At 47.2% G+C, this 7,060-nt stretch carries 7 protein-coding genes; 3 read left to right on the top strand and 4 right to left on the bottom strand.

Annotated features, from left to right (window positions below; translation table 11 throughout):
- Positions 1 to 101 precede the first annotated feature (101 nt).
- Together VHA02S_RS24235 and VHA02S_RS24230 are read left to right on the top strand one after the other, a co-directional pair.
- The gene (locus VHA02S_RS24235; protein ID WP_038899386.1) at positions 102 to 1,469 is read left to right on the top strand and encodes an NfeD family protein; all 1,368 of its coding nucleotides are present in this window, start codon (positions 102 to 104) and stop codon (positions 1,467 to 1,469) included.
- Between the two features lie 9 nt (positions 1,470 to 1,478).
- Complete coding sequence (locus VHA02S_RS24230; protein WP_038899387.1) at positions 1,479 to 2,252, top strand: slipin family protein; 774 nt, start codon at positions 1,479 to 1,481, stop codon at positions 2,250 to 2,252.
- A gap of 106 nt (positions 2,253 to 2,358) precedes the next feature.
- On the opposite strand, the gene VHA02S_RS24225 is transcribed toward VHA02S_RS24230, so the two are convergent.
- Positions 2,359 to 2,763, bottom strand: coding sequence for a globin family protein (locus VHA02S_RS24225; RefSeq protein WP_017190719.1), 405 nt, complete (start codon positions 2,761 to 2,763; stop codon positions 2,359 to 2,361).
- Positions 2,764 to 3,051: 288 nt separating this feature from the next.
- Here VHA02S_RS24225 and VHA02S_RS24220 point away from each other — a divergent pair, with 288 nt between their 5' ends.
- On the top strand, positions 3,052 to 3,708 hold the full coding sequence (locus VHA02S_RS24220) for an NAD(P)H-dependent oxidoreductase (RefSeq protein WP_005435698.1): 657 nt from the start codon (positions 3,052 to 3,054) through the stop codon (positions 3,706 to 3,708).
- Between the two features lie 177 nt (positions 3,709 to 3,885).
- Here the strand turns inward: VHA02S_RS24220 and choV are convergent, their stop codons facing one another.
- The 3 genes from choV to VHA02S_RS24205 form a co-directional block, all read right to left on the bottom strand.
- The gene (choV, locus tag VHA02S_RS24215) at positions 3,886 to 5,070 is read right to left on the bottom strand and encodes a choline ABC transporter ATP-binding protein (RefSeq protein ID WP_038899388.1); all 1,185 of its coding nucleotides are present in this window, start codon (positions 5,068 to 5,070) and stop codon (positions 3,886 to 3,888) included.
- Between the two features lies 1 nt (position 5,071).
- Entirely contained in the window at positions 5,072 to 5,914 is an 843-nt protein-coding gene (choW, locus tag VHA02S_RS24210; protein ID WP_038888377.1) for a choline ABC transporter permease subunit, read from the bottom strand.
- Positions 5,915 to 5,976: 62 nt separating this feature from the next.
- Positions 5,977 to 6,915, bottom strand: coding sequence for a choline ABC transporter substrate-binding protein (locus tag VHA02S_RS24205; protein WP_005425881.1), 939 nt, complete (start codon positions 6,913 to 6,915; stop codon positions 5,977 to 5,979).
- Positions 6,916 to 7,060 lie beyond the last annotated feature (145 nt).

The raw sequence follows: 7,060 nt of genomic DNA, 5'->3' as shown, positions 1-7,060 counted from the left end.
AATCAATGACAACGCTCTGAATCCTGCATCTTGAAGTCACTTGGGTATATACTTTAAATAGCGTTTTCAATAAGTCCCAGTGGTAACACAAGGAGGGCTGTATGAAACAGATACGATTGTGGCTTCTTCCCCTACTCTTGTTTGCCAGCCAAGCGCTAGCGAGCACCGTTTGGGTATTGCCTGTCAAAGGCGCGATTGGTCCTGCCCTGAGTGATTATCTGTCGCGAGAGATTGAAGAAGCTCAACAAAACGGCGTTGACCTCGTCATCCTAAAAATGGACACACCGGGCGGGCTTGATAGTTCAATGAGGGACATCATTCACGCCATCACTACATCCACTGTCCCTATCGCGACTTGGGTCGGTCCTTCAGGCTCTAGGGCAGCCAGCGCTGGCACCTACATTCTGCTGGCTAGTCATGTTGCCGCGATGGCAGAAGCCACTAATTTAGGCTCAGCTACGCCCGTTTCTCTAGGGAGGGCACCGCAACAGCCTTCTAGTGCCGACGACAAAGACAATGACGAATCGAATGATGAATCATCAGGCAAAAACTCCGACGAAGTACCTGCCAAAACCGCAATGGAAAAGAAAGTCATTAATGATGCCAAAGCGTACATCAAAGGCTTAGCGCGTTTGCACGATAGAAACGCCGAGTGGGCAGAAAAAGCGGTCAGCATGGCGGCTAGTTTGGACGCCACCGAAGCATTAGAACTCAACGTCATCGACTTCATAGCCAACTCACCGGAAGATTTGGTTTCAACGATTAATGGCATCGAAGTCAAACTCAACGGCAAACCGTATAAGCTGACGTTAGATAATCCAACGTGGGTGGAACGCGTCCCCGACTGGCGTGCAGAAATGTTGGCGGTGATCACCAATCCCAACGTGGCTTACATCCTGATGCTGATTGGTATTTACGGTCTGTTACTAGAGTTCTACAACCCTGGCATCGGCTTACCAGGTGTGCTCGGTGGGATATGCTTGTTACTCGCCATGTATGCCCTACAAATGATGCCAGTGAATTACGTTGGTTTAGGGTTACTGCTGCTCGGTATTGCTCTGATGATTGCTGAAGCCTTTAACCCGAGCTTTGGCATACTCGGCTTAGGTGGTGTCGTTGCGTTTGTTCTCGGCTCGATCTTCCTAATGGACAGCGACATCCCCGGCTTCCAAATCGCTCTGCCATTGATCATTGGTATCGCTATTTTCTCTGTTGGGTTAATCGTGATTACCGTTGGCTTGCTGCTTAAAATTCGCAGCAAAAAAGCCACTACTGGACTAGAAACCTACCCGGGCAAGCTCGCAGTTGTGAGCGATGATTTTGTTGATGGAACGGGGCTTGTCCAGCTGGATGGTGCTTTGTGGCAAGCCAAGGCTGACGCCCAGCTCAAACAAGGAGACCACGTCACCGTGGTAACAATTAAAGGGTTGACCTTAACCGTGAAACCCAGTGACCGCCCTAAGGAATAGGAGGCGCTTATGATGCTCTACACTGTTGCCGTTATCATTGTTTTATTGGTTGCACTGGCAACGCAAATGTTCAAGGTGCTGCGTGAGTACGAGCGCGGCGTGGTGTTCTTCCTCGGTCGCTTCCAAGAAGTAAAAGGACCGGGCTTGATCATCTTGATCCCTTTCATTCAACAAATGGTTCGTGTTGACTTACGTACCATTGTGCTAGATGTCCCAACCCAAGATCTAATCACCCGTGACAACGTATCGGTCCGAGTCAACGCCGTGGTTTACTTCCGAGTTGTAGACCCACAAATGGCGATCAACAACATCGAAAGCTACAGCGATGCCACCAGCCAACTTGCGCAGACAACATTACGTTCTGTACTTGGTCAGCATGAACTCGATGAGTTGCTTTCTGAACGTGAACGCCTCAACAAAGATCTGCAATCCATACTCGACCAACAGACCGACGATTGGGGTATCAAGATCGCAACGGTTGAAGTGAAACATGTCGATCTTAACGACAGCATGGTGCGCGCCCTTGCCCGCCAAGCCGAAGCAGAGCGTAACCGCCGTGCGAAGATCATCCACGCAACCGGTGAATTAGAAGCTTCCAACAAGCTAAAAGAAGCGGCAGAAATGCTTAACGAAGCACCCAATGCGTTGCAACTTCGATACATGCAGACGCTCACTGAAATCACCACAGACAAGACATCGACCATCATCTTCCCGATGCCGATTAATCTCGTCGAAGCGGTCTCTGATATCGCCAAAGCAGTGAAAAAGAATCAGGGAGAGTAGGAAGAAGGGAAAGAGTAAGCCTAGTAGCCGCTATAGAGGCAAGTAGAAAAAGGAAAAAGGGAGTAGCGGTGTTCTACTCCCTTTACGAATTCACCATTGGTTGAACTCAAGCATCGGTGCACTCTTTCTTCATAATTGCCAATCCAGTTTCAAAGCAGTGACGCCACGCGTACTCGACCCTTTCATCAAAGTCAGGATCACATTGGGCGACGGTTTCTAACAGGCTTTCAAACCAGACATCGATATCTTCAGGGGCGACGCCAATATTGTTGTGTCCGTGCTTATTACCATATTTCCTCATCATGTCACGAGCATCTACAGAGGTATCCGCCATCATCACAAACACGATAGACCCTTTAAGCATCCGGATTTGCTTCTTCATATCTACGCCATCGAACTTCTGTCTGAAGTTTTCGCCTTTCGACCAAAAGTTCTCATAGAACAAATCAAAGAAGTCCTCATGGGTAACACAGCGTTCATAGCTGTCGTTAAAAACTTCGATTACGTTCATCCCCTAGCCTCCAACCAACTTATCTATTTTCATTATGAATGTAATTTGATAATCCTACCAAGCTCGTTGGGACGGTTTTGTGGTTTCTGAACGTCGGCATACTAAGAATGCCAACCTGCCCTTCAGCCGTTCAAATTCGATTTTCAATAAAAAATAGAAAGTGATTTAAACGAAACACGTATTATCAATTCGATAAAAGTCGATATTATGGACTCACTTTCGAGGTACGCATGGTTGTCGATGCTAAGCGCATCCTCATTTGTCTAATAATATTAAGAGGATATAAACGTGTCTCATCAAATCATTACAGACCTAAACAACCGTTACACAGCTAAAAAATACGACGAAGAGAAACGCATCTCTCAAGAAGATATGGCAATCATCAAAGAAGCAATCCGCCTATCTGCGTCTTCTATCAACTCTCAGCCTTGGAAATTCATCGTAATTGAGAGCGACGAAGCGAAACAGCGTTTCCATGACACGTTTGCTAACATGCACCAGTTCAACCAACCGCACGCGAAAGCAGCATCCCACACTATTCTGCTAGCGTACGATCCAAAATTCACTAAAGAGAAATTTGCGAAGCGTGTTGATGCTGAAGTAACTTCTGGTCACCTACCAGCAGACATGTACGACATGTTCATGGGTGCTTACGCATTTGCTGAAGCAAACACAGATGAAAACGGCTACAACGGCGGCTGGACGAAAGCGCAAGTTTATATCGCGCTTGGTAACCTACTGCACACACTAGCGCGTCTAGGTATCGACTCTACTCCAATGGAAGGTGTTGACCCAACACTGATCGGCGAAGAGTTCAAAGCAGAACTAGACGGTCACGTATGTGAAGTTGCACTAGCAATCGGCTACCACAAAGACGGCGAAGACTACAACCACGGTCTACCAAAAGCACGTCTAAACATGGATGACGTAATTACTACTCTTTAATGAGTATCGTCTCCTAGCTCCTGGGTTCCTAGCCTAGAGCTTAGCTATCTAAATCATTGTTCAAATTGAAAGAGCCGTACTTCTTAGTGTCTTAGTCTAAGAGTACGGCTCTTTTTTTGTTTTGCTGAGGGGGACTCAACAAACGTTAAACAACAAACGTTTTGAGATAAGAAGAAGCTACGCCACTTGCTTGGATTTAAAGTTGCCAAGCAATGCGTCATACAACTCGTTGTCACTCAGTACGCCCACTAACTTGTTCTCTTCTACTAGCAAGATAGGTTGATTGCTGCGTTGCTTCAGTTCAATCGCCTCACGCATGCTGATATCTGGATTGGCTTGAACGACGGTGCTTTCGCCGATGTCGTCGAGCGTGGTTGAATCGCTTTCCCAATTCACCAATGACTTATCGGAATCCACCAGCGTTACACCTTTAGGCTCTTGCTCGACCCAAATCTGCTTATCTGCACACACCAACACGCGGTCATTCTGCTGCTTAAGCTCGGTTCTGGCTTGCATCAGTGAACGACCTTTCAAAACATTGAGCGGATTCGTGTGAGCCACAAAGTCCGCCACATAGCCGTTTTCTGGTGCAAGGATGATTTGCTCCGGCTTGCCGTGTTGAATCAGTTTACCCGACTCCATAATGGCAATGTTGTTACCGATTTTCAGCGCTTCATCTAAGTCATGGCTCACAAACAAAATCGTCTTGTTGAGCTTTTCTTGCAGTTGAATCAATTCATCTTGAAGCTGAGCGCGAATCAGTGGGTCGAGCGCAGAAAACGGTTCATCCATTAGTAAGATATCAGTATCCATAGCAAAAGCGCGAGCCAAGCCAACACGTTGCTGCATGCCGCCAGAAAGCTCATGTGGGAACTTACTCTCCCACTCGCTTAGCCCAACCATTTCTAGTTGTTCACGCGCTTTTTTTCGACGTTCCGCTTTGCCAATGCCCTGCATCTCAAGACCAAACGCCACGTTATCCAATACCGTTAACCACGGCATAAGCGCAAACTTTTGGAACACCATCGACACGCGATGAGTACGCAGGTTACGTAGAGTTTGTTCGTCACAATTGGCAAGCTCTACCATGTCGTCGCCATCTTTGATTTTGAGTGAGCCACGAGAGATCTCATTCAAACCATTAACGGCACGAAGGAGGCTGGATTTACCCGAACCGGACAGCCCCATCAATACACAGATCTCACCTTGTTTGACGCTCATTGAGACCTTATCAACACCAACCACTTGTCCGGTTTCATCAATGATCTCTTGACGAGACTTACCTTGGTCTAATAGCGCCAATGCTTGCTCTTGCTGCTGACCAAACACAACGTCGAGGTTTTCAATCGTAATTGCGTCCATGTTATGCCTCCTTTTGGTTTGGTGCTTTGCATAGGCGATCGAGAATAATCGCGACCAAAACAATCGCTAAACCGGCTTCAAAGCCTTGGGAAATGTTCACAGTGTTCAGTGCTCGCACGACTGGTTTACCTAGACCATCGGCACCGACTAGCGCAGCAATCACCACCATAGAAAGCGACAACATAATGCACTGGGTAATACCCGCCATAATACTTGGCAATGCCGCTGGGAGTTCGACTTTGAATAGCAATTTCATGCGGCTTGCACCAAACGCTTTACCCGCTTCAATCAGCTCTTCTGGCACTTTGGTGATGCCAAGGTAAGTCAGACGAATTGGCGCGGCGATAGCAAAGATAATGGTGGAAATCAGACCTGGTACGATACCTAAACCAAACAGTACCAATGTTGGGATCAGATACACAAACGTTGGTACGGTCTGCATTAAATCGAGTATCGGGCGCAATAAGGTATACAACCACGGGCGATGCGCCGCCATGATGCCAAGCGGCACGCCAATTAATACGGAAATCGTTGTCGCAGCGAAGACGAGAACAAAGGTTTCCAGCATTTCTTGCCAGTAGCCGAGATTAAGAATGGTCAGCAGCGCCAGCACGATAAACACAACTAAAGGAATGCTGCGGTGTAGGAACCACGCAATCGCTGCGGTCATGATGATAGGTGCTGCCGGTGGCATCCATTTGAAAATATCCACCACGAATAGAATGATGGTTTCGAGAAAAATAGAGATAGCATCAAAGAAACCCGACGCGTTCATGGTTAACCAATCAACGCCAGTTTCCATCCATTCGCCCAACGGAAGTTTGTTGTCCGTAATAAAATTCACAATAAAACCTTTGTGTTAAAAGGCGGGCATCGCTGCCCACCTTTTCCTAAAGAGAGGAACGATTAAGCGTTTGTTTTTAGGTAAGAAGTAATCGCTTGTTTTGCGTCTTTACCGTCTAGCGTCTTCACGCCTTCTAGCCACGCTTCAAATTGTTGTGGGTTAGCATTCAACCATTCTTGCGCTGCTTTCGCTGGCTTCTGTTTTTGGTTTAGAATCGCTTCCATCAACTGGTTTTCCATCTCTAGGCTGAACTCTAGATTCTTAAGCAGTTGACCCACGTTTTGACACTCAGATAGGTAGTCTTGGCGCACGTTGGTGTAAACATTTGCACCGCCGTAGTTAGGTCCAAAGAAGTCGTCACCGCCAGATAGGTATTCCATCTCAACATTGCTGTTCATTGGGTGCGGAGCCCAACCTAGGTAAACGATCCATTGGTTACGACGCACTGCACGAGACACCTGAGACACCATGCCTGCTTCGCTTGATTCCACTAGGCTGAAGTCTTTCAAGCCGAATGCATCGCTGTCGATCATATCTTGGATCAAACGGTTGCCATCGTTACCCGGCTCAATGCCGTAGATGCGGTCTTTGAATTTGTCGGCATGTTTTGCCAAGTCAGCAAAGCTTTTCACACCCGCGTCGTACACGTACTTTGGCACTGCTAGTGTGTATTTTGCGCCTTCTAGGTTTGCACGAACGGTTTCCACTGTGCCAGCTTCACGGTACTTGGCAATATCGCCTTCCATGGTTGGCATCCAGTTACCTAGGAATACGTCAATGTCGCCGTTTGCCATTGAAGAGTACGTCACAGGTACAGACAGAAGGTCGGTCTTGGTTTTGTAGCCCAAGCCTTTAAGCAGTTCAGAGGTAACAGCTGTGGTTGCAGTAATGTCTGTCCAGCCGACATCGGCAAATCGAACGGTTTCACATTGGTTAGCGTAAGCACCTGTCGCTACTGCACTCAGCGCGATAGATGAAAAGATTTTTGTCATCGTAGACATGTTTAAATTCCTTGTAATGATCAGGGTCTGTTGACCTTGCGCGGTTAATTTTTGTTCGAGATAAAATCGTTTTAGGCGAGGCAAGGAGTGTGTCGCCTAGTCACTCTAAGCAAATACGCCTTAACAAAGCATAAAACGATTTTAA

It is taken from the genome of Vibrio harveyi NBRC 15634 = ATCC 14126 = KCTC 12724 (assembly GCF_001591145.1).
Taxonomy (GTDB): domain Bacteria; phylum Pseudomonadota; class Gammaproteobacteria; order Enterobacterales; family Vibrionaceae; genus Vibrio; species Vibrio harveyi.
This window is presented reverse-complemented; position numbering and strand designations above follow the sequence as displayed.

Bases quoted from the DNA above. Each gene is read 5' to 3' on its own strand.
- VHA02S_RS24235 (WP_038899386.1), top strand. From the start codon at position 102: ATGAAACAGATACGATTGTGGCTTCTTCCCCTACTCTTGTTTGCCAGC.
- VHA02S_RS24230 (WP_038899387.1), top strand. From the start codon at position 1,479: ATGATGCTCTACACTGTTGCCGTTATCATTGTTTTATTGGTTGCACTG.
- VHA02S_RS24225 (WP_017190719.1), bottom strand. From the start codon at position 2,763: ATGAACGTAATCGAAGTTTTTAACGACAGCTATGAACGCTGTGTTACC.
- choV (WP_038899388.1), bottom strand. From the start codon at position 5,070: ATGGACGCAATTACGATTGAAAACCTCGACGTTGTGTTTGGTCAGCAG.
- VHA02S_RS24205 (WP_005425881.1), bottom strand. From the start codon at position 6,915: ATGTCTACGATGACAAAAATCTTTTCATCTATCGCGCTGAGTGCAGTA.